Source organism: Salipiger mucosus DSM 16094, from assembly GCF_000442255.1.
GTDB lineage: Bacteria > Pseudomonadota > Alphaproteobacteria > Rhodobacterales > Rhodobacteraceae > Salipiger > Salipiger mucosus.
In genome coordinates this window covers 554,196-577,202 of the sequence record NZ_KE557273.1, presented here as the reverse complement: position 1 = coordinate 577,202, position 23,007 = coordinate 554,196, and the positions used below count along the sequence as shown (strand labels likewise).

Annotated in this window: 25 protein-coding genes; 7 read left to right on the top strand and 18 right to left on the bottom strand. The window is 68.7% G+C overall.

Annotation, left to right across the window (positions count from 1 at the left end; translation table 11 throughout):
* Nucleotides 1–22 precede the first annotated feature (22 nt).
* The 5 genes from soxZ to SALMUC_RS02895 all read right to left on the bottom strand — a co-directional run bounded on the left by soxZ (nt 23) and on the right by SALMUC_RS02895 (nt 2,806).
* A complete protein-coding gene (gene soxZ / locus SALMUC_RS02915; protein ID WP_020038948.1) occupies nt 23–352 on the bottom strand; it encodes a thiosulfate oxidation carrier complex protein SoxZ in 330 nt (109 codons plus the stop codon).
* Between the two features lie 37 nt (nt 353–389).
* Nucleotides 390–809: a thiosulfate oxidation carrier protein SoxY gene (soxY, locus tag SALMUC_RS02910; RefSeq protein WP_020038947.1), complete on the bottom strand. Its 420-nt coding sequence runs from the start codon at nt 807–809 to the stop codon at nt 390–392.
* A 35-nt stretch (nt 810–844) separates the two neighbouring features.
* Nucleotides 845–1,321, bottom strand: a complete 477-nt coding sequence (soxX, locus tag SALMUC_RS02905) for a sulfur oxidation c-type cytochrome SoxX (protein ID WP_021119755.1) — start codon at nt 1,319–1,321, stop codon at nt 845–847.
* A gap of 139 nt (nt 1,322–1,460) precedes the next feature.
* A complete protein-coding gene (locus SALMUC_RS02900; RefSeq protein WP_020038945.1) occupies nt 1,461–2,039 on the bottom strand; it encodes a thioredoxin family protein in 579 nt (192 codons plus the stop codon).
* A gap of 29 nt (nt 2,040–2,068) precedes the next feature.
* Nucleotides 2,069–2,806, bottom strand: coding sequence for a cytochrome c biogenesis CcdA family protein (locus SALMUC_RS02895; protein ID WP_021119754.1), 738 nt, complete (start codon nt 2,804–2,806; stop codon nt 2,069–2,071).
* Nucleotides 2,807–2,884: 78 nt separating this feature from the next.
* Here SALMUC_RS02895 and SALMUC_RS02890 point away from each other — a divergent pair, with 78 nt between their 5' ends.
* The 3 genes from SALMUC_RS02890 to SALMUC_RS02880 all read left to right on the top strand — a co-directional run bounded on the left by SALMUC_RS02890 (nt 2,885) and on the right by SALMUC_RS02880 (nt 4,787).
* Nucleotides 2,885–3,292 carry a thioredoxin domain-containing protein gene (locus SALMUC_RS02890; RefSeq protein ID WP_020038943.1) on the top strand — a complete coding sequence of 136 codons (408 nt, stop codon included), beginning with the start codon at nt 2,885–2,887 and terminating at the stop codon, nt 3,290–3,292.
* A gap of 5 nt (nt 3,293–3,297) precedes the next feature.
* Nucleotides 3,298–3,636, top strand: a complete 339-nt coding sequence (locus SALMUC_RS02885; RefSeq protein ID WP_037371099.1) for an ArsR/SmtB family transcription factor — start codon at nt 3,298–3,300, stop codon at nt 3,634–3,636.
* A 92-nt stretch (nt 3,637–3,728) separates the two neighbouring features.
* Nucleotides 3,729–4,787 carry a YeeE/YedE family protein gene (locus SALMUC_RS02880; protein WP_020038941.1) on the top strand — a complete coding sequence of 353 codons (1,059 nt, stop codon included), beginning with the start codon at nt 3,729–3,731 and terminating at the stop codon, nt 4,785–4,787.
* A 136-nt stretch (nt 4,788–4,923) separates the two neighbouring features.
* On the opposite strand, the gene SALMUC_RS02875 is transcribed toward SALMUC_RS02880, so the two are convergent.
* On the bottom strand, nt 4,924–5,511 hold the full coding sequence (locus SALMUC_RS02875; RefSeq protein ID WP_020038940.1) for a riboflavin synthase: 588 nt from the start codon (nt 5,509–5,511) through the stop codon (nt 4,924–4,926).
* Between the two features lie 91 nt (nt 5,512–5,602).
* Here SALMUC_RS02875 and SALMUC_RS02870 point away from each other — a divergent pair, with 91 nt between their 5' ends.
* The 3 genes from SALMUC_RS02870 to SALMUC_RS02860 all read left to right on the top strand — a co-directional run bounded on the left by SALMUC_RS02870 (nt 5,603) and on the right by SALMUC_RS02860 (nt 10,167).
* On the top strand, nt 5,603–6,883 hold the full coding sequence (locus SALMUC_RS02870) for a capsule biosynthesis protein (RefSeq protein WP_020038939.1): 1,281 nt from the start codon (nt 5,603–5,605) through the stop codon (nt 6,881–6,883).
* 156 nt (nt 6,884–7,039) lie between these two features.
* A complete protein-coding gene (locus tag SALMUC_RS02865; RefSeq protein WP_051155873.1) occupies nt 7,040–8,125 on the top strand; it encodes a polysaccharide biosynthesis/export family protein in 1,086 nt (361 codons plus the stop codon).
* Between the two features lie 2 nt (nt 8,126–8,127).
* Complete coding sequence (locus SALMUC_RS02860) at nt 8,128–10,167, top strand: capsular polysaccharide biosynthesis protein (protein WP_037371097.1); 2,040 nt, start codon at nt 8,128–8,130, stop codon at nt 10,165–10,167.
* A gap of 118 nt (nt 10,168–10,285) precedes the next feature.
* Here SALMUC_RS02860 and ribD read toward each other — a convergent pair whose 3' ends face one another.
* From ribD to SALMUC_RS02835, 5 genes are all read right to left on the bottom strand, one after another.
* Nucleotides 10,286–11,359 carry a bifunctional diaminohydroxyphosphoribosylaminopyrimidine deaminase/5-amino-6-(5-phosphoribosylamino)uracil reductase RibD gene (ribD, locus tag SALMUC_RS02855; RefSeq protein WP_020038936.1) on the bottom strand — a complete coding sequence of 358 codons (1,074 nt, stop codon included), beginning with the start codon at nt 11,357–11,359 and terminating at the stop codon, nt 10,286–10,288.
* A 20-nt stretch (nt 11,360–11,379) separates the two neighbouring features.
* Nucleotides 11,380–11,850 (bottom strand): transcriptional regulator NrdR, encoded by a 471-nt coding sequence (gene nrdR / locus SALMUC_RS02850; protein ID WP_020038935.1) that lies wholly within the window; start codon nt 11,848–11,850, stop codon nt 11,380–11,382.
* A gap of 168 nt (nt 11,851–12,018) precedes the next feature.
* On the bottom strand, nt 12,019–13,566 hold the full coding sequence (locus SALMUC_RS02845; RefSeq protein WP_020038934.1) for a zinc-binding metallopeptidase family protein: 1,548 nt from the start codon (nt 13,564–13,566) through the stop codon (nt 12,019–12,021).
* 23 nt (nt 13,567–13,589) lie between these two features.
* Complete coding sequence (locus SALMUC_RS02840) at nt 13,590–14,009, bottom strand: secondary thiamine-phosphate synthase enzyme YjbQ (protein WP_020038933.1); 420 nt, start codon at nt 14,007–14,009, stop codon at nt 13,590–13,592.
* A gap of 75 nt (nt 14,010–14,084) precedes the next feature.
* Nucleotides 14,085–14,339 (bottom strand): hypothetical protein, encoded by a 255-nt coding sequence (locus tag SALMUC_RS02835; RefSeq protein WP_020038932.1) that lies wholly within the window; start codon nt 14,337–14,339, stop codon nt 14,085–14,087.
* A gap of 145 nt (nt 14,340–14,484) precedes the next feature.
* On the opposite strand from SALMUC_RS02835, the gene SALMUC_RS02830 reads away from it, so the two are divergent.
* Nucleotides 14,485–15,159, top strand: a complete 675-nt coding sequence (locus tag SALMUC_RS02830; protein ID WP_020038931.1) for an SDR family oxidoreductase — start codon at nt 14,485–14,487, stop codon at nt 15,157–15,159.
* A gap of 83 nt (nt 15,160–15,242) precedes the next feature.
* Here the strand turns inward: SALMUC_RS02830 and SALMUC_RS02825 are convergent, their stop codons facing one another.
* The 7 genes from SALMUC_RS02825 to SALMUC_RS27910 form a co-directional block, all read right to left on the bottom strand.
* Nucleotides 15,243–15,527, bottom strand: a complete 285-nt coding sequence (locus SALMUC_RS02825) for an HlyU family transcriptional regulator (protein WP_020038930.1) — start codon at nt 15,525–15,527, stop codon at nt 15,243–15,245.
* Between the two features lie 10 nt (nt 15,528–15,537).
* Complete coding sequence (gene rpoD, locus SALMUC_RS02820) at nt 15,538–17,526, bottom strand: RNA polymerase sigma factor RpoD (protein WP_020038929.1); 1,989 nt, start codon at nt 17,524–17,526, stop codon at nt 15,538–15,540.
* 141 nt (nt 17,527–17,667) lie between these two features.
* Nucleotides 17,668–19,611, bottom strand: a complete 1,944-nt coding sequence (gene dnaG, locus SALMUC_RS02815) for a DNA primase (RefSeq protein WP_020038928.1) — start codon at nt 19,609–19,611, stop codon at nt 17,668–17,670.
* 111 nt (nt 19,612–19,722) lie between these two features.
* Nucleotides 19,723–20,007: a hypothetical protein gene (locus SALMUC_RS02810; protein ID WP_020038927.1), complete on the bottom strand. Its 285-nt coding sequence runs from the start codon at nt 20,005–20,007 to the stop codon at nt 19,723–19,725.
* 82 nt (nt 20,008–20,089) lie between these two features.
* Nucleotides 20,090–20,653, bottom strand: coding sequence for a TadE/TadG family type IV pilus assembly protein (locus tag SALMUC_RS02805; protein WP_020038926.1), 564 nt, complete (start codon nt 20,651–20,653; stop codon nt 20,090–20,092).
* A complete protein-coding gene (locus SALMUC_RS02800; protein ID WP_020038925.1) occupies nt 20,653–21,189 on the bottom strand; it encodes a TadE/TadG family type IV pilus assembly protein in 537 nt (178 codons plus the stop codon). Before SALMUC_RS02800 ends, SALMUC_RS02805 begins: the two co-directional genes overlap by 1 nt.
* On the bottom strand, nt 21,186–22,955 hold the full coding sequence (locus tag SALMUC_RS27910) for a TadE/TadG family type IV pilus assembly protein (protein WP_084513874.1): 1,770 nt from the start codon (nt 22,953–22,955) through the stop codon (nt 21,186–21,188). The genes SALMUC_RS02800 and SALMUC_RS27910 overlap by 4 nt, the downstream gene beginning before the upstream one ends.
* Nucleotides 22,956–23,007 lie beyond the last annotated feature (52 nt).

Here is a 23,007-nt window from a genome sequence, read left to right as displayed (position 1 = left end):
CTGCGGGACAGGGCAGCGATGGTCAGCCGACCTCGATCGCCTTGGTCTCTTCGTAGACGGAACCGTCGTCGTCGTACCAGGTGAACTTGAACTCGCCGGCTTCCGGGACGGTCGCCTCGAACTCGAAGTAGGGGTTGGTCGAAATCGCCGGCTCCATCTTCACGTCGACGACGGACTCGCCGTTGAACTCGCAGGTGAAGCGGTTGATGATCGAACGCGGGATCGTGTTGCCGTCGCTGTCCTTGCGCTGACCCGACTCCATCGGGTGGCTGATGAGCGTCTTGATCGTGATCGCATCACCGGCCGAGGCGCTTCTGGGGACCTTAACGCGGGGTCTGACACCTTCTGCCATAGTCTCGTCTCCTTGAAATCTGTGGGGGTGCGCCGGATCAGCCGCCGCAGCCGCCGATGGTGACCTTCACGTTCTTGGACGTGCGGGCGAAGGTGCCGTCGGACAGCTTCGCCACCGCGATGACATCCTGCGTCCCGGCCAGGCGGATGCGCGTCGAGGCGTAGTGCGACGCGGCAAGCGGGCCGAAGGTGAAGGTCGCGACCGGCGGCGTGGGGTTGCCGGCGGCGAGGACCATGATGGCCTCGGCGGACTCGGCGCTCACCTCGATCGGAACGGTGTTGCCGTTCTCGGCGATCTCGGGCGCGGTCAGCTCGACGCCGCTGTCGGCCACGTCGGCTCCGCCGGTGAATTCCGCGATCAGCTCGTCGACCGTCGCGGCCTGTGCGCCGCGGGGCAGCGAGGCGACCAGCAGGGCAGCCCCGCCGATGGCCATGGTCTCGCGTCGTGTGAAATCCATTGCTTTCTCCTCAGATGTCTCGGGATCGCGTCCGATCACTCGTCCTTGAGCGTCGTCAGGAACGCGACCAGGTCCTCGATGTCCTGGGCCGCCAGGATCGGTTCGATCGGCGGCTCGGCCGCCTTGCCGGTGTAGCCGTCGCCCGGACGGATGAACCCGCTGGTCTTGTAGAAGGCCGGCATCACCGTGCCCTCGAAGGTCATCTTGGCGTTGGCGACGATGCCGCGCAGCTCCTCGGTGGTGCGATACTCGCCGATGCCGTCGAGCACCGGGCCCACCTCGCCCTGGAAGGGCACGTCCTCGAGCACGCTCACCGCGTGGCAGGACACGCAGTTGCCCATGGACTTGGTCGAGAAGATCTCGCGGCCCTTCTCGGGGTCGCCCTCCTGCCCGGTGAGCGAGGCCTCGACCGCCCCGTATTCGCCGAACTGCACGTCGTCAGGAGCCGTTTCGGCGTAGGCCGCGCCTGCGGCCAGAACCGCCGCAGCCAGTGTCATCCCAGTGAACCTCATGTTTCCTCCCTTGGCCTTGCCGTCGACCCTCTCCCGGGGCCGCGCGTCGCTGGACTGGTGTATAGCGTAGTGCACCGTGCTCGTCTCACGCAACAACAAATTCACGGATATGAATTGTTATCCTTCTGCACCGGAGGTGTCAGTCGGTGTTCCCGTCGTCGCGTTCACGGATGCGTCTTGCGTGATAGCGCTGGAAATCCTCACCGTTGTCAAGCAGGTAGCGCTTTTCGTTGACCCAGGTGAACATGTCGATGGTCGTTCCCTTGGCAAAAGCGCCCGGCATGACGGCAACCGAAGCCTCGATCGCGCTGGTGTCCTCGGGCACCTCTTCCGGCAGGAAGATGATGTTCGGCGTGAAGAGCACGCGCCATTTCTGGGTGGCCGCCTTCTCGGACAGCGATTCCCCGTCGAGGTCGGTGATCTCGGTGTCGCCGTGCAGGTTGATCTGCACCACGAAGTAGTTCTCGCCGATGTAGTCGCTCACCTCGGGGTCCGAGAAGACCTCCTCGTGCATCTTGTGGCAGTAGACGCACCCGCGCTGCTCGACGAAGAGCACGAGGCGCTTGCCCTCGGCATTGGCCTCGGCGAGATCCTCGCGCAGGTCCTTGAAGGTGTCGCGCATCCAGGGCTCCTTGTAGAGCCCGTCGTCGCCCATCTGCGCGCCCCATGCGGGCAACGCGAGGGCCGCGGCGAAGGCGGCGGCAATCCAGGTCTTCATGGTCTCCCTCCCATGTCTCGGAACCCAACTCAGCTCAGCGACGTCCAGCCCGGGAAGACGTCGATCATCCACTGGGCAATCACGTTCACCGTGTCCGTCGCGATCAGGATAGCAAAGACGATGAGCATCGCACCCATCACTTTTTCGGCGTACTGCAGCTTGGACCGGTGCCGCGCGGTCCATGTCAGGAACGGCCCCGAGAAGAGCGCCGCCACCACGAAGGGCGCCGTCATGCCCACGCCGTAGACCAGCAGCAGCAGCCCGCCGCGTCCGATATCGCCCATGCCGCTGGCGATCATCAGGATCGAGGCCAGCGCCGGGCCCACGCAGGGCGTCCAGCCGAAACCGAAGGCAAGGCCCATGACATAGGCACCGAAGACGGTCGTGGGCTCGGCCGCGCTTTCCATCCGCGCCTCGCGGTAGAGCAGCGGCACCCGGATCACGCCCAGGAAATGCAGCCCGAAGACCGCCAGCACGGCGGCGGCGACATAGGACAGCGGCTGCCGCCAGTCGGCAAAGGCCTGCCCCACCGCCGTGGCCCCCATGCCCAGCAGCACGAAGATCGTCGTAACCCCGGCGGCGAAGAAGACCGAGGACAGCACCAGCCGGCGTTGCGCCCCTGCCTCGATGCCGGAATCGTCGCGCAGCTCGGACATGGAAATTCCGGCCATGTAGCATAGGTAGAACGGCACCATGGGCAGGACGCAGGGTGTGAAGAAGCTCAACAAACCGGCAAGTGCGGCTCCGGCAAAGGATATGTCCAGCAATGGGCCTCCGATCGCCTTGATCAATTCACATATTCAGATTATGTTGTCCGATAATGCCCCGACAATCGGGATGATGCAATGATGCGCAAGACCTTTTTTGCCACCGCCACGGCGACGCTGCTGGCGGCCACCGCGGCCTTCGCCGACGTGCGGCTCGTCATGGTCGAGCAGCCCGGCTGCGCCTACTGCGCCGCCTGGGATGCCGAGGTCGCGCCCGCCTACCCCAAGACCGACGAGGGCCGCTTCGCGCCGCTTTTGCGGGCGCAACTGCGCGAGGGACCGCCCGAGGGCATCGAGTACGATCGAAAGGTGGTATTCACACCCACATTCGTGCTGATAGAAGATGGCGCGGAACTGGCCCGGATGGAAGGCTATCCGGGCGAGGACTTCTTCTGGCCGCTTCTGGGGCAGATGCTCGAGCAGCACACGGACTACGACGACGCGACGGTCGATGGCGCGACCCGGGGACAACTGGACGGTGGATGATGAACATGGCGCTTCCGGTCCTTCACGACGATCTGACGGATGACGAGCTGGACCGCATCGCGGACAAGGCGACACAGGCCTCGGCCTTCCTCAAGGCGATCAGCCACGAGGGCCGGCTTATGATCCTGTGCCACCTCGTCACCGGCGAGAAATCCGTCACCGAGCTCGAGGACCTGCTCTCGGCCCGGCAGGCGGCGGTCTCGCAGCAGCTCTCGCGGCTGCGCCTCGAGGGGCTGGTCGTGCCGCGCCGCGAGGGCAAGGCAATCTACTACCGCCTGGCCGACGAGCGGCCCAAGAAGATGCTGGAATGCGTCTACGAGCTGTTCTGCAAGGACGACGGCTGAGGCGCTTCCGAAGCGTTTCATTTGCATGTTCCCGAATGTGACCGCATACTCTCTCCCCTGAGCCCACGACTGGCAGGGGAGGAGATCCGGTCATGCTGAGCTCTCTGAGCGAATATCACCTCGTCGCGTTGATCGGCCTGGGCAGCGGCCTGCTGCTGGGCCTCGCGGCGCGGCTGGGGCGGTTCTGCACCCTGGGCGCGATCGAGGACGCGCTCTACGGCGGCTCCGACATGCGGCTGCGCATGTGGGGCGTGGCCATCGGCGTGGCCGTCATGGGCGCCTTCGGCCTGATCGGCGCGGGTCTGCTGGAGGGCGCGGACACCTATTACCTCTCGATCCGCTGGATGCCGCTGGCCTCGATCGCCGGCGGCCTGCTCTTCGGCTACGGCATGGCGCTGGCCGGCAACTGCGGCTACGGCGCGGTGGCACGGCTGGGCGGCGGCGACCTGCGCAGCTTCGTCATCGTGCTGGTCATGGGGGTCTCGACCTTCGTCGTGCTCTCGGGGCCGGTCGCCCCGCTGCGCGACGCGCTCTTTCCCCAGCGGCCGGTGACCGGCGTCGAGTTGCCCGGCATCGCCCACTGGATCGGCACGAGGACCGGCCTGCCGGTGGCGCCCCTCGGCATCGCGCTCGGCGCGGCGATCCTTGCCCTGGCACTCTCCGGGCGGTCGCTGCGCGCGCGCCCGCTCCAGGTGGGCTGGGCCGCGCTGGTGGGCGTCGGCATCGTGCTGGCCTGGGCCGGCACCTCCTGGGTGGCCCGCACCGGGTTCGAGCCGATCCCCGTGGTCTCGCACAGCTTCGCGGCGCCGCTCGGCGACAGCATCCTGTGGTGGATGACCGGCTCGGCGCGGCCGATCTCATTCGCCGTGGGCTCGGTCGCCGGCGTCTGGACGGGCGCCTTCCTCGGCTCGCTCATCAAGGGGCACTTCCGCTGGGAAGCCTGCGAGGACCCGCGCGAGCTGCGCCGCCAGATCCTCGGCGCCGTACTGATGGGCGCGGGCGCGGTGCTGGCCATGGGCTGCACCATTGGCCAGGGCCTCTCGGCCTTTTCCGTCCTGGCCATCTCGGCGCCCGTGACCATGGCCGCGATCTTCGCCGGCGCCGCCCTCGGCCTGCGGCAGCTCATCGTCGGGTTCCAGCCGGCGGAATGACTCCATTCCGGCCGTGCGCGGCCCCGAAACCGCTTTTGCGTATTTGGAGAAAGATGAAGAGGCCTGCTGTAGCCGGTCTCCCGTGCCTTCATCTTTCCCTGAAATACGCACAAGCGGCCGGCGGCGCCGCGCCGGGTCAGGACATCTCCTGCAGCCGTGCCACGTAGCGGGCCAGCGTGTCGATCTCGAGGTTGACCCGGTCGCCTGTCCGCACCGCGCCCCAGGTCGTTACCTCCTTGGTGTGCGGGATGAAGTTGATGCCGAAATCACGGCCCGAAACCTCGTTCACCGTGAGCGAGGTGCCGTTCAGCGCCACCGATCCCTTGGGCGCGATGAAGCGCGCCAGCGCCTCGGGCGCGCGCAGGGTCACGCGGGTACTGTCGCCTTCGTCGCGCAGTTCCACGACCTCGGCCACGCCGTCGACGTGCCCCGAGACGATGTGCCCGCCCAGCTCGTCACCGACCTTGAGCGCGCGTTCCAGGTTGACGCGGCGGCCTTCGGACCAGGCGTCGAGGTTTGTCTTGGAGACCGTCTCGGCGCTGATCGTCACGTCGAACCAGTCCGGCCCGAGGTCCACCACCGTCAGGCAGACCCCGTCGCAGGCGATCGAGGCGCCGATCTCGATCCCGCCGGTGTCGTAAGCGGTGCCGATACGCGCCGTCAGGTCGCCCGCCTCGCGCAGCGCGCGCACCTCTCCGACGTCGGTGACGATGCCTGTGAACATGGGCTCACTCCTTCCGCCCGGGGTCCGGGGCCTTATTTTCGACGCAAATGCGCGCTATCGCTTCTGCCGGACTATCCACCACCGGACCGGCATGAGCAAGCAACGGGTCTTCCTCTTCCTGCAGGGGCCGCACGGGCCCTTCTTCCATCGCCTCGGCGCCATGCTGCGCCGGGCGGGAGCAGAGGTCTGGCGCGTGGGGTTCAACGCGGGTGACCGCGCCTTCTGGTTCCACCCGGCAAGCTACATCCCCTACGCCGGCAGGCCCGAGGACTGGCCCGCCAGGCTGCGCTGCCTGGTCGAGGAGAAGGGCGTCACCGACATCGTCCTCTACGGCGACACGCGACCGATCCACGCCGATGCCGTCACCGAGGCCCGCGCGCGGGGCATCGCGGTGCATGTCTTCGAGGAAGGCTACATGCGTCCCTACTGGGTCACCTACGAGCGCGGCGGCGCGAACGGGCATTCGCGGCTCATGGAGATGGACATCGCGCGGATGCGCGCCGCCCTCGCGCAGTCCGACCTCGAGGCGCCGCTGCCGCCCGGTCACTGGGGCGACATGCGCCATCACATCTTCTACGGCGCGCTCTACCACTGGTTCGTGATGTTCCGGAACAGCGCCTACCGCAACTTCCGCCCGCACCGCGACCTGACCGTCGCGCGCGAGTTCCGCCTCTACCTGCAACGCCTGCTGCTCATGCCCCTGCACCGGGCCGAGCGCCTGGTGGCCACCCAGCGCATCCGGTTGGGCGGCTTTCCCTACCACCTCGCGCTGCTGCAGCTCGAGCACGACGCGAGCTTTCGCCAGCACTCGCCGTTTTCCTCCATGCGCGCGTTCCTCGAGGTGGTGGTCGAGGGGTTTGCCCGCGGCGCGCCCGGGCACCACCACCTCGTCTTCAAGGCGCACCCGCTGGAGAACGGCCGCGTGCCGCTGCGCCGCACGATCCGCGAGCTGGCCACGCGCCACGGCGTCGAGGATCGCGTGCACTACGTCCGGGGCGGCAAGCTCGCCCGGCTGCTCGACGACGCGCGCAGCGCGGTGACGGTCAATTCGACGGCGGCGCAGCAGGTGCTCTGGCGGGGCCTGCCCCTGCGCGTCTTCGGTGCCGCGGTCTACGCCAAGCCCGAGTTCGTCTCGACCCAGCCGCTCGACGCCTTCTTTGCCCAGCCCGACCGGCCCGACATGCGCGCCTACAAGGATTACCGCCGCTACCTGCTGGAAACCAGCCAGGTGCCGGGCGGCTTCTACTCGGCCCGCGGGCGCCGCCAGCTGCTGCGGCTGGTGGTCGACATGATGCTCTCTCCCGACGATCCCTACGACGCCCTGCGTCACGGCACCGCGGCCCCAAGGCAACAGTTGCGCCTCGTCCACTAGGTCCCCGGGGCCGCGGGACTGGCGCAATTGCCGGGATTCCGGTACCTTGGACAAAAAAGCTGAGGCAGAACAAGAACAGGTCGAGGAGACCGAGCAGTGATTTATCCCCGCAAGCGATGGGTCCGCACCGTCGCGGTTCTCGCGGCCGTGTCGCTCATGGCGTCCTGCGGCCTGCCGCGCATGGGCCCCAACAAACGCGAAATCTTTTCCGGCTCGGTCATGCAGGAGGGCGACGCCTTCGTCGTCGCCGTGAACGACCGCGTCACCCGCGCCACCGCCGTCGTGCCCGCGCTCGGCTTTTCCGAACAGTTCCAGAGCGCCGGCGTGCTGGGCTCGGACACGATCAATCCCGGCGACACGCTGGGCCTGACCGTCTGGGAAAACGTCGACGACGGCCTGCTCGCCGCGAGCGAGGCGAACGCCACCCGCCTCGAAGAGGTGCAGGTCGACGGCTCGGGCTTCATCTTCGTGCCCTACGCAGGCCGCATCCGCGCCGCCGGCAACTCGCCCGAGGCCGTGCGCCGCATCATCACCGACCGCCTCGAGGAACAGACCCCCGACCCGCAGGTCGAGGTGCGCCGCCTCGCCGGCGACGGCTCGACCGTCAGCCTCGTGGGCGCCGTGGGCGGCCAGGGCGTCTATGCCATCGAGCGGCCCACGCGCACGCTCTCGGCCATGCTGGCCCGCGCCGGCGGCATCACGATCCCGCCCGAGGTGGCGCAGGTCAAGGTGCTGCGCGGCGGCCACCAGGGCGAGATCTGGTTCCAGGACCTCTACGACAATCCCTCCTATGACATCGCGCTGCGTGGCGGCGACCGGATCCTCGTCGAGCAGGACACCCGCGCCTTCACCTCGCTGGGTGCCACCGGCACCCAGGCCCGCGTCCCCTTCGAGACCCAGACGCTGAGCGCGGTCGAGGCCATCGCCCAGGTCGGCGGGCTCGTGCCCACCGCCTCGGACCCGACCGGCGTCTTCGTCTTCCGCAACGAACCCGCCGAGATCGCCAACCAGGTCCTCGGACGCACCGACCTGATCGGCGCACAGCGCATGGTCTACGTCCTCGACCTGACGCAGCCCAACGGCATGTTCATGGCGCGCGACTTCGTCGTCCGCGACCAGGACACGCTCTACGTCACCGAGGCACCCTACGCTCAGTGGAGCAAGACCATCTCCGCCCTGACCGGCTCGCTGGGGGCTGTGAGCACGCTGGCCACGACGGCCACGGCGGTCAGCGGAGAGTAACCCTGAATAACCATAACGAGGGACAGGGTGGCGCCGGGAGTGAAAGCTCCCGGCGTCTTTACGTCCGCACCGCCGGCTTCCTGCGAGAGCCCCGGTTGCGACGCATCCTGGCGCTGGCGGGCTGGCGCGTATCGCTCGGCCGGCCCGGCGCGCAGGACACCGTGGGGGTCTGGGGCCAGTCGCCCTACGCGCACCGGGGCGAGGCGCTGGCCGCCCGAACCGGAGCCGGCCTGCTGCGTGTCGAGGACGCCTTCCTGCGCTCGCTGCACCCGGGCCGCGCAGGCGAGCCGCCGCTGGGGCTGCTGCTCGACCGCAGCGGCGTGCATTTCGACGCGCGGACACCCTCCGACCTCGAGACGCTGCTCGCCAGCCATCCGCTTGACGATCACGCCCTGCTCGAGCGCGCCCGCGAGGGCATGGCCCGCATCACGGAGGCGCGGCTGTCGAAATACGCCGCCCACGACCCGGATGCCCCCCTGCCCGAGCCGGGCTATGTCCTCGTGGTCGACCAGACCGCCGGCGACGCCTCGGTCCGCGCCTCGGGCGCCGACCGCAACCGCTTCCTCGAGATGCTCTACTGGGCACAGGAAGAGAACCCGGGCCAGCGCGTCCTGCTCCGCACCCACCCCGAGACCCGCGCGGGCCACCGCCCGGGCCATTTCACCGCGGCCGACGCGCAGGGCCGCATCGCGATCTGCGACGCGGACATCGCGCCGCAGGCCCTGCTCGAGGGCGCCACGGCGGTCTACACGGTCTCCTCGCAGATGGGCTTCGAGGCCATCCTCGCCGGCCACCGCCCGCGCGTCTTCGGCACGCCCTTCTACGCGGGCTGGGGCCTCACCACGGACGAGCATTCCCTGCCCCGCCGCACCCGCAACCTGACCCGCGCGCAGCTCTTCGCAGCGGCAATGATCCTCTACCCCACCTGGTACGATCCCTGCCGCGACCGGCTTTGCCCCTTCGAGGACGCGCTCGCGGCCTTCGAGGCGCAGGTCCGCGCCTGGCGCGAGGACCGCCACGGCTGGGTGGCCGAGGGCATGCGGCTTTGGAAACGCCGGCCCCTGCAGGGCTTCTTTGGCGGGCATCGCCCAGTCATCTTCGCCCCGGCCCCCGATACCGCCCGCAAACGCGCCGCACGCTCGGGCCGCCGCCGCATGATCTGGGCCGGCAAGGCGACGCCCGGCGATGCAGCCTGCCGCGTCGAGGACGGCTTCCTGCGCTCGCGCGGGCTCGGCGCCGAGCTGGTGCCGCCCCTCTCGCTGGTGCTGGACGATCTCGGCATCTACTACGACCCGACCGGGCCGTCGCGGCTGGAACGGCTCATCGCCGCCTCCACCGATCTCCGCCCCGGCCAGGCCGCGCGCGCCCGGCGCCTGGTCGAGCGGATCGCGCAGGGCGGCATCTCCAAGTACAACACCGGCCGCCCGCCCCCCGCGCTCCCCCCCGGGCATCGCATCCTCGTGCCGGGCCAGGTCGAGGATGACGCCTCCATCCGCCTCGGCAGCCCCGAGATCCGCACCAACGCGGGACTTCTCGAACGCACCCGCGCCGAGAACCCCGGTGCCACGATCCTCTGGAAGCCGCACCCGGACGTCGAGGCCGGCCTGCGCCCCGGCGCGGTCGAGACCCCCGAGCGATGGGCCGACGCCACGCTCAGCCGGACCGACATCGGCGCGCTGCTGCCCGAGGTGCAGGAGGTCTGGACGCTCACATCCCTCGCGGGCTTCGAGGCGCTGCTGCGCGGCGTGCCCGTCACCACGCTCGGCGCGCCCTTCTACGCCGGCTGGGGCCTCACGCGCGACCTCGGCCCCGTCCCCGACCGGCGCCTGAAAGGCCCGAGACCCACGCTCGAGGGCCTCGTCCACGCCACGCTCATTGCCTACCCCCGCTACCGCGACCCGGTCAGCGGCCTGCCCTGCCCCGTCGAGGTCATCCTCGACCGTCTGGAAACCGGCCCCATACCGGCGCCCGGCCCGCTCAACCGCACGCTGTCGAAGCTCCAGGGCCTCTTCGCCACGCAGGCCCACCTCTGGCGCCGCTGACCCCAGGTCTCTTCTTCTTGTTCAAAAATACGCAAAGGGGGTCCGGGGGATTTCCCCCGGGGCCCGCGTGGCCCGAACGCAATCCGACCTGCGCGCGCCGCAGGCGCGCTCCGCGGGATCAGGTCCGGCGCCAGCGGTGCATGACGTCACCGCCCACCGGCCGCGCCTCCACGAGCTCGAAGCGCGGCGCCTCGGCAAGACTGTCGACGCCCATGGCCCCGATCCCCGGCCGTCCCTCGGCGCCCAGCGCCATGCCGGCGGTAAAGCCCACCAGCTCGTCCACGAGATCCGCCGCAAGCAGCGAGGCGGCCAGCTGCCCGCCCCCCTCGCAGAAGACCCGCGTGAGCCCGGCCTCGCCGAGGCGCGCCAGCATGGTCTCGGGCTCGATGCGCCCGCCCTTGACCGTGCCCGGCACCAACCGCGCACCGCAGCTGTCCCAGGCCTTGCGGATCGTGGGCGCGGCGTCCGAGCCATGCACGACCCAGACCGGAACCTCGCGCGCGCTCGAGGCGAGCTTGCTCATCAGCGGCACGTCGATCAGCCGCGAGACCACGACGCGCACCGGCTGCGGGACATCGCCCCAGCCGCGCACGGTCAGCGAGGGATCATCGGCCCGTGCCGTTCCCGCGCCGACCATGACGGCGTCGTGGCACGCGCGCAGCCCGTGCACCGCGCGGCGCGCCTCGGGGCCGGTGATCCACTGGCTCTCGCCCGTCGCCGTGGCGATGCGCCCGTCGAAGCTCGACGCGAGCTTCAGCGTCACCATGGGGCGGCCTTTGGTGACCCGAAGGACGAAGCCCGCGTGATCGCGCGCCGCCTCCTCGGCCAGAACGCCGGTCGTGACCTCGATCCCGGCCTTGCGCAGCCGGTCGAACCCCTTGCCCGCAACGCGGGTGTCGGGGTCGGGCATGGGCGCCACCACGCGCGCCACGCCGGCCCGGACCAGCGCCTCGGCGCAGGGCGGGGTCTTGCCGTGATGGGCACAGGGTTCCAGCGTGACATAGGCGGTGGCGCCGAAGGCGGCCTTGCCGGCCTCGGCCAGCGCCACGACCTCGGCATGGGGGCGGCCGCCGTCCTGCGTGCGCCCGCGGCCGACGACGCGGCCGTCCTTCACGATCACGCAGCCGGACGGCGGGGTTCGGCCAGCCACCGCCCCATCGCCCCGCCGGCCCAGCCGCAGGGCGTGGGCCATGTGGCCTGCGTCCGTCCCGCTCACTTCTCGGCCGGAGCGCCTTCGGGACGCAGCTCGCTCACGAACCGGTCGAAGTCGTCCGCGGCCTGGAAATTCTTGTAGACCGAGGCGAAGCGCACGTAGGCCACGGTGTCGATCCGCGCCAGCGTCTCCATGACGATCTCGCCGATCTGCTTCGAGGGAATGTCGGTCTCGCCCATGCTCTCGAGCCGCCGCACGATCCCCGAGATCATCTGGTCGACGCGCTCGGGGTCGATCGGGCGCTTCTGCAGCGCGATGCGGATCGAGCGTTCCAGCTTGTCGCGGTCGAAATCCTCGCGCCGGCCGCTGGTCTTGATCACCACGAGGTCGCGCAGCTGCACCCGCTCGTAGGTCGTGAAACGGCCGCCGCAGGCCGGGCAGAACCGCCGCCGCCGGATCGCGACGTGATCCTCGGCCGGGCGCGAGTCCTTGACCTGCGTGTCGATGTTTCCGCAAAACGGGCAGCGCATGGCCGTCCCCCTATCCGTTCGTCTCTGCCTCGGGCCGTGGGGTTCGGCCCCACTTGTCCACAGCCACTATAGGCGGGCGGCCACAGATTGGGTAGGGTAGATTTCGTGCCGCAACATAGGGGACCGCATGCGAGTCCTGCGGACCACAGGCAGGCGCCCAAACCGTGATCAGCCCGGGATGTGCCAGTCCCGCCCGCGCGGCGTCTCGACGTATTCCGGCCAGGGCAGGTCCACCGGCGCCGGGTAATCCGCCAGCGGCGGGATGCCCCCGGCCTCGGCACGGCGGCGCTGCAGTTCCTCGGCGGCGGCCTCGCGCGCGGCGGGATCCATGAGCAGCCGCAGCGCCGCGCGCGCCAGCACGCGGCCGGCGGTGCGCACCGTGGGGTCGATGCAGGCGGGCATGCCGCCCAGCGCGTTCATCGCCCAGGGCGGGTAAGGCCCGCCGCGCAGCGCGGGCCGCGCGATGTAGAACCGCGCGGTCGGCGCATGCCAGGTCATGTCGGTGTAATCGTCCGAGGTGCTGTTGGCCTGCGCGGGCGGCAGGTCCTGCCGCAGGATCGCCTCGGCCCGCTCCGGCGCGATGAGTGCGTGGCACTCGGGGATCAGCGGATCGCCCTCGCCCGTCCCGCCGCAGGCGCGCTGCACCTGCCGCGCGAGATCCAGGCCTTCGTCGTCCCAGACCGGCGGGCCGACCTCTTCCAGCGCCCGCCAGACGATCTTTGACATGGCAAGGTTGGCGAGACCCGGGCGCGACTTCGACACCCAGTGCTTTTCCACCCGGCAGCCGGTCATCGCCGCGCAGTGCTCGGCCAGCCCGTCCAGCTGCGCGGTCACCTGCTCGGCCATCTGCAGGTCGGGCACGCGCATCATGTACTGCAGGTCCGCCCGCAGCGCGGGCAGGTTGTCGGCGGTGGCCTGCCCCGTCGACAGGATCGCCTCCGAAATCGACCAGCCCCCGCGATGCGGCGCCATGGCGTCGCGCAGCATCCGCCCTTGCTGGTACATCATCACCAGCGCGTCGTTGGCCCCGGGCGCGCGGATGTCGGAATGCGACTGCGGGATCGGCGCCCCGTCCCGCGCCCCCCAGTCCTGCGGCGCATCGCAGACGAAGCGATAGACAAAGGAATAGGCCGCCCCGCAATGCGTGTCCCAGCGGACCGTGTTGCAGAGCGGCAGCATGTAGAAGGGATGAAAGCTCAGCATCCCCGCGAGCCCGTCGTAGTAGCCCTTGGCGGCGTGGATCGGCTTGGAGCCGCGCACCTTCTCGGCGGGCTCTCCGGTGAAGCGCAGCCGGCCGCGAATGCCCAGCGTCTGCATCGCCGCCTTGGTCGCCAGCAGCCCCGCGAGGCTGCCGATGCCCAGTGCCGAATGCGGATCGGTGTGCCCCGCCGCCATGGCGCCGAGCCCCTCGCGCAGCGCGCGCTCGGGCCGGGCCGCCTGGTTGTTGCCCGGCACCGCGTCGTACTCGGCATACATGCCGACCGCAGGGCCATCGCCGTTGGACCACTCGGCGCAGAAGGCCGTGGGCATCCCGCCCGAGCCCTCCTCGACCGTGAAGCCCTCGGCGCGCAGCCGCTCGACGTACCAGGCGGCCGAGCGGTACTCGCGCCAGGCCGGCTCGGCGAAATCGAAGATCGTGGCGCACCATTGCGACAGCTCGTCCGACCGGGCGGCGATCAGGGCGTCGGCGGTCAGGAGGGCGCGATCGTATGACATGGGCGGCGGACTCCGGTGCAGGCTCAGCGGGACAGGTGCGCGACGACCTGCCGCCGGTGCGGACGGTCGCGGTGCTCGAAGACGTAGATGCCCTGCCAGGTGCCGAGCATCATGCGCCCCTCGCTCACCGGGATCGAGAGCGAGACCGGCATCATCGCCGCCTTGATATGCGCGGGCATGTCGTCGGGGCCTTCCTGCCGGTGGCGCAGGTAATCCATCGAGGGATCGTGCGCGGGTGGCACGAGCCGATGGAAATAGGCCGCGAGGTCGATCTGAACGTCGGGGTCGGCGTTTTCCTGGATCAGCAGCGAGGCAGAGGTGTGCCGGATGAAGAGCGTCAGCAAACCGTCGCCGGACGCGGCCTCTCGCAGCCAGCCCTTCACGTCGCGGGTGAACTCGTAGAGCCCCGCGCCGTCGGTGGAAATGTCGAAGATCGTCTGCATGGCCGGCCTCCCCTCGGGCTCACCCCCATGCATAGCGCCGGGCGCGGCGGGATGCCATGCCCGGCGAGGCGCGCATCAAGCCTCGGGCACGGCCACGCAGACCACGCCGGGCAGATCCTCGGTCGTGTCCACGAGGATCGGGCTGCCGTCGTCGGTCACGGCGGGGCGCTGCGCGACCTGCTGCAGGGTCTCGCGGCACTCGGCCAGCCGCTCGGGTGCGACCTCGATCTCGATGACGTCACCGGGACGCTGCGACAACGTCTCGGTTGCGGCAAAGGCGGCGGCCGCAGCGCAGGCGGCGGCGGTGGTCAGGGCGATCAGGCGGGTCATTCCGTTCTCCTCGATTGGCGACAAAACGCGGCGTCGGCCCGGCCGGTTCCCGCCCTTACCCCGGGCCGCCGGCGCACTACCTCTGCCGGGAACGCAGCAGGTGCCGCGCATCGGCACCCGCAAGACCCCGAGGAAGGAGACCCCCATGACCCGCAAGACGCTCTTCATCACCGGCGCCTCGACAGGCATCGGCGCCGCCACCGCCCGTGCCGCGGTCGAGCATGGCTGGAACGTGGGCCTCTTCGCCCGCTCCGAGGACAAGCTCGCCACGCTCTGCGACGAACTGGGCGCTCACGCCCTCGCGCTGCCGGGCGATGCCACCTCGCTCGAGGACCAGGAAACCGCGATGGCACGCCTTGCCGAGCATTTCGGCGACGTGGACGCGGCCTTCGCCAACGCGGGCACGGGGCTCAGCGCCGCCGGCACCCGCCAGGGCGACCCCGAGGAATGGGAGGCGATGATCCGGCTCAACGTGATGGGCGTGCTCTGGACGGCCAAGGCGGCCTCGGCCTATTTCGTCAAGAACCGCGGCCACCTTCTGCTGACCGGCTCCGCCGCCGGGCGCACGCACATCAAGGGTTCGGTCTATTCGGCGAGCAAGTGGTTCGTGCACGGCTACGCCGGCAACCTCGCCGAGGAGTTCCGCGAATGGGGCGCCCGCGTCACCGTGATCGCGCCCGGCATGGTCGACACGCCCTTCTTCGAGGAGGCCAAGCCCGACAAGCTCAAGCCCGAGGACGTGGCCCGCTCGGTCATCTTCGCCCTCGGCGCCGACCCGCGCGCCAACGTGCGGGAGGTTTTCGTGATGCCGGTGAACTGAGCCGGCTTGCCAAGGCAGGAAACGCGAAATGCCGCCCCCTGGAGGGCGGCATTTTCATGTTCGGCACGCAATACAGGACGGTCTCAGCCGAAAAGCCGCTCGCCCTGCTCGTCGATCATCTGCCGGGCCTTGCGCAGCGAGGCTTCGACCGCCTGCTCGTGATCGCGCATCACGTCGGCGCGGATCAGGTGGTGCGACTTCGTCTCGCCGCCGACCTCGCCCTCGATCAGCGCCGCGATGCGGAACTGGCCGTCGGCGGGCATGGGCTCGGGCGTGATGCGAAAGCCCTTGTATTCGATCGTCTCGCCCTTGGGCGCGGGGGTCTCGCCGCCGCCGCCGCCGCCGAAGAGCCGTTTCAGGAAGGACATGACGCGCTCCTTACTGGTCGAGGAAGGACCGCAGCTTGCGCGACCGCGAGGGGTGCTTGAGCTTGCGCAGCGCCTTGGCCTCGATCTGGCGGATCCGCTCGCGGGTCACGCTGAACTGCTGGCCGACCTCCTCGAGGGTGTGGTCGGTGTTCATGCCGATGCCGAAGCGCATCCGCAGCACGCGTTCCTCGCGCGGCGTGAGCGACGAGAGCACCCGCGTCGTGGTTTCCTTGAGGTTGTCCTGGATCGCCGCATCGAGCGGCAGCACGGCGTTCTTGTCCTCGATGAAATCGCCGAGCTGGCTGTCTTCCTCGTCGCCGATGGGCGTCTCGAGCGAGATCGGCTCCTTGGCGATCTTCATCACCTTGCGGACCTTCTCGAGCGGCATCTGCAGCTTTTCCGCCAGCTCTTCCGGGGTCGGCTCGCGGCCGATCTCGTGCAGCATCTGGCGCCCCGTCCGGACCAGCTTGTTGATCGTCTCGATCATGTGGACCGGGATGCGGATCGTGCGCGCCTGGTCCGCGATGGACCGGGTGATCGCCTGGCGGATCCACCAGGTCGCGTAGGTCGAGAACTTGTAGCCGCGGCGATACTCGAACTTGTCGACGGCCTTCATCAGGCCGATGTTGCCCTCCTGAATAAGGTCCAGGAACTGCAGGCCGCGGTTGGTGTACTTCTTGGCGATCGAGATCACGAGACGCAGGTTCGCCTCGACCATCTCCTTCTTGGCCGCGCGGGCCTCCTTCTCGCCCTTCTGCACCTGGCCGACGATGCGGCGGAACTCGCTGATGTCGAGACCGACGTACTGGCCGACCTGCGCCATGTCGGCGCGCAGCCCCTCGACGCGGTCGGCGAACCGCTCGTTGAACATCTGCCAGCCACGACCGGGCTTTCCGGCCATGCGCTCCATCCAGTTGGGGTCGAGCTCGTAGCCGCGATACTCGTCGATGAACTCGCGCCGGTTGATGCGGGCCTGGTCGGCGAGCTTCACCATCGAGCTGTCGATCGACATGATGCGGCGGTTGATGCCGTAGAGCTGGTCGATCAGCGCCTCGATGCGGTTGTTGTGCAGGTGCAACCCGTTCACCAGCTCGACGATCTCCGAGCGGAGCTTCTGGTAGAGCTTCTCGTCGGCCTCGGAGAACGAGGCGTCCTCGTTCAGGGTCGCGCTGATCCGCGCGTCCTGCATCGCGGCCAGCTCCTCGTAGTCCTGCGCGATGCGGTCGAGCGTCTCGAGCACGCGCGGCTTGAGAGCGGCCTCCATCGCGGCGAGCGACATGTTGGCCTGCTCGTCCTCGTCCTCGTCGTCGTCCTTGGCGATGGGGTTGCCGTCGGCGTCGTACTCGGGCTGCTCGGTTTCCTTCTTCTCGGTCTCGGCCTCGGTGGTGTCGACGACCGGCTCGGCGATCTCGCCGTCCTCGTCCATCTGGCCCGAGAAGGTCGTCTCGAGGTCGATCACGTCGCGCAGCAGGATCTCCTCGCTGAGGAGTTCCTCGCGCCAGATCGTGATCGCCTGGAAGGTCAGCGGGCTCTCGCAGAGGCCCGCGATCATGGTGTTGCGGCCGGCCTCGATGCGCTTGGCGATGGCGATCTCGCCCTCGCGGCTCAGCAGTTCGACCGAGCCCATCTCGCGCAGGTACATGCGCACCGGGTCGTCGGTGCGGTCGAGCTTCTCGCTCTGGCCCGAGGAGACGGCGACGTCGCCCCGCCCCTTCGCGGCGTCGACCAGCTCGGTCGAGCCCTTGTTGTCGTCCGTTTCCTCGGTCTCTTCCTCTTCGGTGACCTGGATGCCCATTTCCGAGAGCATCGACATCACGTCCTCGATCTGGTCCGAGCTGACCTGGTCGGGCGGGAGCACCTGGTTGAGCTGATCGTAGGTGATGTAGCCGCGTTCACGCGCCTCCGTGATCATCTTCTTGACCGCGGCCTGGCTCATGTCGAGGCTGTGCGCGTCTTCCTGAGTTTCCGGCTTGGCGTCGTCGTTGTCTTTGGCTGCCATGAAGTGCTCCGTCTCTGGGAGAAGGCCCTCATCGGACCCAGTACGCGCGATCACATGATTCGTTGCGACGAATCGTGGAGGGAATCAATTGATTCGGCCACCCGCATACCTCTTTTTATCCCGCTTTCCTCGGCCTGAAGACTAGCTCTGGCCCTTCGAAAATCGAATCTGTTGCATCAACGCGTCGAGCGCGCTGCGTTCCGACCTGTCGATTCGGGCCCCGTTGGGCCCGAGATCGTATTCCGTCTCGTTCTCGTCCTTGCGTCGCACCGCCTGGTTCTTGGCCTGCGCCGCCTGTCCGAGACGCCAGGTCAGCGCCTCGTCCGCGAGATCGGCCAGATCCTCCTCCGCTTCGGCGATCTCGGCCTCCAGCCCGCGCTGCGCGGCGATCTTGGCCAGTTCCTCGGCGACGGTCAGTCGGGCCGCCTCGGTATCGCCCGGATTGCGCAGGCAGGGCACGACGCGGAGATGGCGTGCCGCGAGCAGGGTTTCAAGGGCTTCTTTTCCCGTTGCATGCTCACAATGCTCCCGAAGCGCCTCGGAACCGGCCTCCATGTGGGCCAGCAGCGCGTCGCGCAGGCGCGCGTGCAGCGGGTCGGCGCACTCCAGACCCTCGAGCTGCGCCTCGAACTCGGGCAGGATGTCGGGCGTGGTCAGCAGCACCGAGAGGATCACCGCCTCGCGCAGTTGCACCTGCCCCTCGTCGCCCGCCGCCACCAGCAGCGAGGACTTGGCCGAGGGACTGGGCGGCGGCGGCGCGTCCCAGGGCCGGCGGGGGCCCTTCCGGTAGGACGTGCGCTGCGGGCGGAAGAGCTGGTAGCGCATCTCCTTGATCTCGTCGCCGTAGTGCCGGCGCAGCCCCGGGTCCTGGATGCGGCGCAGGTGCTCGCGCAGCGCGGCGTCGAGCGCGGCCTTCCGCTCGGGGCTGTCGAAGACCTTGCCCTCGGTCTCGCGCCGCCACAGCAGGCGCACCATGGGCAGCGCCTGCTCGACCACCTTGCGCACCGCCTGCGCGCCCTGCGCCCGCAGCAGGTCGTCTGGGTCCTTGCCCTCGGGCATCAGCGCGAAGCGCAGCGATTTTCCCGCGCTCAGCAGCGGCAGCGCGAGGTCGATCACCCGGTAGGCCGCGCGCAGCCCCGCCTTGTCGCCGTCGAGCGCGATCACCGGCTCGTCCGCGATGCGCCACAGCAGCGCGAGCTGGTTCTCGGTCACCGCCGTGCCCAGCGGCGCGACCGAGGCCTCGAACCCCGCCTCGCTGAGCGCGATGACGTCCATGTAGCCCTCGGCCACGATCAGCGGCTGGCCCTTGCCGGCCGCCTCGCGCGCGGGTGCGTGGTTGTAGAGGTTGCGGCCCTTGTCGAAGAGCTCGGTCTCGGGCGAGTTGAGGTATTTCGCGTTGTCGTTCGGGTCCATCGCCCGGCCGCCGAAGGCGATGGCCCGGCCGCGTCCGTCGCGGATGGGAAAGATGATCCGGTTGCGGAAGACATCGTAGGGCGCCCGCCCCTTGTCCGAGGTCCGCGCCAGCCCCGCGCCGATGATCAGCTCGTCGCGCACCCCCTGCCCCGCGAGGTGGTCGCGCAGGTTCTGCCAGCCCTCCGGCGCGAAGCCCAGCTCGAAGCGATCCTGCACCGGCTCGCTCAGGCCGCGCCGCTCGAGGTAGGCCCGCGCCGCGGTGGCGGCGCCGGTGCGCAACTGCATGCGGAACCAGCGCAGCGCCTGCTCCATGACCTGTGCAAGCTCGTCGCGGCGGTCGGCCTTCTCCTGCGCCTGCGGGTCGCGGGCGGGCATCTGCATCCCGGCCTCGCGCGCGAGGATCTCGACCGCCTCCATGAAGCCCACGTTCTCGCTGTCCTTCACGAAGGAAATCGCGTCGCCCTTCGCCTGGCAGCCGAAGCAGTAGTAGAACCCCTTGCGGTCGTCGACGTGGAACGAGGCGCTCTTTTCCTGGTGGAAGGGGCACGGCGCCCACATGTCGCCCTTGGCCTGGTTGGACTTGCGGTTGTCCCACATGACCTTGCGCCCCACGACCTGTGACAGGCTCGTGCGGCTGCGCAGCTCGTCTAGGAACCCGGGCGGCAGACTCATGGTCTCTCCATCATCGCCACGCGTCCGCCCCGAGTCCAGCGCCCGGTCGGTCGTGGTCGACAGGTTGAAAGCACCCGCGCCGGTTGCGGCGCGGGACGATGCGGGATCAGTTCATTGCGAGAGGCACTGGGCCTTCCAGGTCTCGCCCACCTGAGGGGTCAGCTCCGACTCGGGCAGGCCGTAGATCCAGTCGGCGAGCATCTCGCCGGCGGTGCGGTCGAGTTCCCGGATCAGGGCCCGCCGGACGCGCGACTTCTGCATGCCGTCGAGACGCGCCTGCACCGCCTCCATCACGACGGCGGCCGATGCCTCGCAGCGCTCTTCCTTGGTCGATTGCGCCGAGGCCGCTCCGGCCGACAGCAATGCGATGAGCAGAAAACCTGTTGCGCGCGTCACCCGAGTCACTCCCTATCCGGTTGTCCCTTGGGATGTAGCCCGCCCCCGGCCCGATGTCACGCGACCTGATGGCGCGCGCCGGTCAGGTCCCCGCGAGCACCAGCTTGGGCGCGAAGCGCGGCCGGGTCGTGACGAAGTTGTAGAATTCCTGCGAGGGCAGCGCGTCGAAGGTGAAAGGCGGCGCGTACATGGTCGATGTCTCGACCACGATCACGCGCTCGTTGTGCAGCAACTGCGGCAACCGGTCGGAAAAGTTCGGCAGGTCGGCGCTGGTCAGCAGGTCGAAGCCGCCGCGCACGGCCGACCACTCGGCCTCGTAGACGTTGTCGGTGCCGTTGTAGCGCACCATCGAGACCCGCATCGAGTAGACCCCGTCCGAGCGCGTGAGGAACTTCAGCACCTCCAGCATGCCGTCGAGATAGGCGTCGTCCACCGGGTCGGTTTCGCGCGAGAGCGCATCCGAGATCGTGTAGGCCGCCTTGTTGTTCAGGCTCTTGTAACGGAAGGCGTCGTAGAGCGAGAAGGTCGCGGCCATGATGGTCAGCATGAGGGGGACGAAGATCACCACCTCGAGCGTCGTGTTCCCGTCGTCGGCCCGCAGGAAGCGGGCCAGTCGGGACCTGAGAGCGGAAATCATGGCTGGCATCAGCGTGGCTCCTGGACGAATGCGGATGTCGCGACAAGCTGGGCGTAGCCCTCGGCGTCCTTGTGGAGTTGGCCGCCGAACCCGGTGGTCGGGAACATCGGCTGGAACTTCAGGCAGGCCCGGATCAGCATCAGGTCGTTGTCGAGGCCGGGCTGGAAGTGGCGCACCGGCCGCGGGTCTTCCTCGATGTTGGCGCAGTCGGCGTCGGCCGGCAGCCCGACGAAGGCGCGCGGATCGACCTGCATCATCTCGAGCCGCAGGTTGCCGTCGCAGTCCTCGGCGATCGCGGTCTCCTTGCAGATCTTGCCGCGCACGGTCTCGTAGCTGGGCGCGTTGCCGGTGCCCAGCCGGATGTCGCGCACCACGAGGTCCAGGGCGCGTTCCAGCATGGCGTGGCGCAGGTTCATGTAGGCGAACTCCACCCCCACGGCGAGCACCACGAAGAGCAGCGTCGCGTAGATCGCGAATTCGACGGTGGCCGAACCGGCTTCATCGGACCGGAACCGGCGCAGGCGGGACAGGACGGCGCGGATCATTGGACGAGCCTCAGGTTGTTGATCTGGCGTGCGATCGTGTCGAAGGCCTCGTAGATCTCCTGACCCTGCACATGGAAGAAGTGGCTCTCCGAGGAGGCGCAGTTCTTCATCTCCTGCGCCGAGGCCGTGTCGGTCTCGAAGGCGATCGAGAACACCGTCACGCCCTTCTCCTTGGCCAGGTCGCACTGGCTGTAGAGGTTGGTGACGTTCTTGTTCCGCGCCGAGAACTCGTAGCGCGCGCTGCCATCCTGCTCGGTCAGAACGACCTCGCCGTTGATGGCGGCATAGGGATCGGTCGGGCGCACCTGCTCGGTGACGATGCCGTCGGTCATGATGACGATGTATTTCTCGGTCTCGTAGTCGTCCCAGTCGATCGGGCGGCCCTCGAAGCTCGCGTCGATGACGTTCTCGGCGATCAGGTGGCTGACCGCCGCGCGCGTGGCGGGGTCCAGCAGGGCAAGGGCATATTTCATGCCGTACTGCGCGCCGGTGCCGTCATGCAGGCGGATGTCGTCGATGAAGGCCTTCAGTTGCGTCGCGTTCGACGAGTAGTACTGGATCGCCGTGTCGTCCTCGGGGCACCAGCCCCAATCCATCACCGCGTCGTCGATCTCCCAGTGGTGGAAGTGCGGCACGTAGTCGTCCGAGGAGGGCAGCGCGGTGGTCGAGAATTCCGCGTCGTAGATCTCGATGCAAGACGACGGCATGTTGACGTTGCGGTCCGTCACGGTGTCGCCGCCGCCCGTGTAGTACTGGGCGTAGTATTCGAAATCGATGCTGCCGTACTGGTAGGTCGAGCCGGGGATCTTGCCCCTGTTCTTGGTCGGACCAAGGTCCGATTCCGGTCCGTTCGAGTCGCCGTAGACCGTGAAGTACCGGGTCGACTGCCGCCCGCCCTTGATCGAGGCGCCAAGGAAGGTGGCGTTCGCATCGATCCGGCTGTCGTGCTGCGAGACATAGCCCACGGCCCCGGCGATGAACTCGTCCGCGTCACGCGGGGCGTTTTCCGGGAACCCCTCGATCTTGTGGGCGCGGTCGAAGATCTCGTCGCCGTCGAGGTCGAAGTACATGACGATGTTCGAGATCGCCTGCTCCCAGGGTGCAAAGAAATCGCCCGGCTCCTCGGGCTCGATCACCGGCACGTTGGGCCGCTCGCCGCGGAAGTAATCGAACATGATGTCGCCGGGGTTCACGTGGCCGGCGAAGGGAATGAGGTTGAGCGTGGTCACGCCGACGCTTTCCTCGTTCATGACCTTGTCGACGAAATGCTTGGCGGCCGGGCGCAGGCGGTCCATCCGGCTGTTCCAGCGCATCGAGCCCGAGATATCGAGAACCAGGGAAATCTCGACGTTGGCGATCTTCTCGTCGGCGGCGCTGAGCGCCGGGGCGTAGAGCGTGTCGAAGCCCGACATCTTCAGGAAGATGGTGTCGATGTCCGACACGCCGCTCGCCTTCACGGTGCGGTAGTTGAACCCCTCGTTGACGGTCACGCCGGGTTTGACCTTGGTGATCCCCGATTTCAGCAGGTAGTCCCGCACCACCTCGGTGGGGTCCTGTTTCTGGTCGAGGTCGGCGGCCGCCAGCACCGCGCGGTCCATCGTGTTCTGCATGGAGGTGCGGACGGCCTCGAACCGCATGATGTCGACGGCGGCCCCGGTGATCATGATGATGAGGACGAGCATGAACACGGAAAAGACCGTGACGTTGCCGTCTTCCTCTTTCACAAATCGGGTTGCCGGGCGACCCGGCAGGCTACGTAGTCGCATGTTTCAACTTCCCTGATTCCACGAGAATCTCGCGGTCAGGGTGAACATGACG